The organism is Peribacillus muralis, assembly GCF_001439925.1.
GTDB lineage: Bacteria > Bacillota > Bacilli > Bacillales > DSM-1321 > Peribacillus > Peribacillus muralis.
In genome coordinates this window covers 14,791-15,106 of sequence record NZ_LMBV01000042.1, presented here as the reverse complement: position 1 = coordinate 15,106, position 316 = coordinate 14,791, and the positions used below count along the sequence as shown (strand labels likewise).

At 55.1% G+C, this 316-nt stretch carries 1 pseudogene; it reads right to left on the bottom strand.

Going from position 1 to position 316, the window contains the following annotated elements:
* Nucleotides 1-316 (bottom strand): annotated as a pseudogene (locus ASU00_RS26500) (hypothetical protein); the annotation flags it as partial.

Sequence of the window (316 nt, the reverse complement as noted above, 5' to 3'; positions counted from 1 at the left end):
GCCTTGCGGACCTTGGAATCCTTGTGGTCCTTGGAATCCTTGCGGACCTTGGAATCCTTGTGGTCCTTGAACCCCTTGTGGTCCTTGAACCCCTTGTGGTCCTTGGAATCCTTGTGGACCTTGGAAACCTTGTGGTCCTTGGAATCCTTGTGCTCCTTGGAACCCTTGAGCTCCTTGGAACCCTTGTGGACCTTGAACGCCTTGCGGACCTTGAAACCCTTGTGGACCTTGAGCACCTTGTGCACCTTGTGCACCTTGCGGACCTTGGAATCCTTGCGGTCCTTGGAATCCTTGCGGACCTTGGAACCCTTGCGGA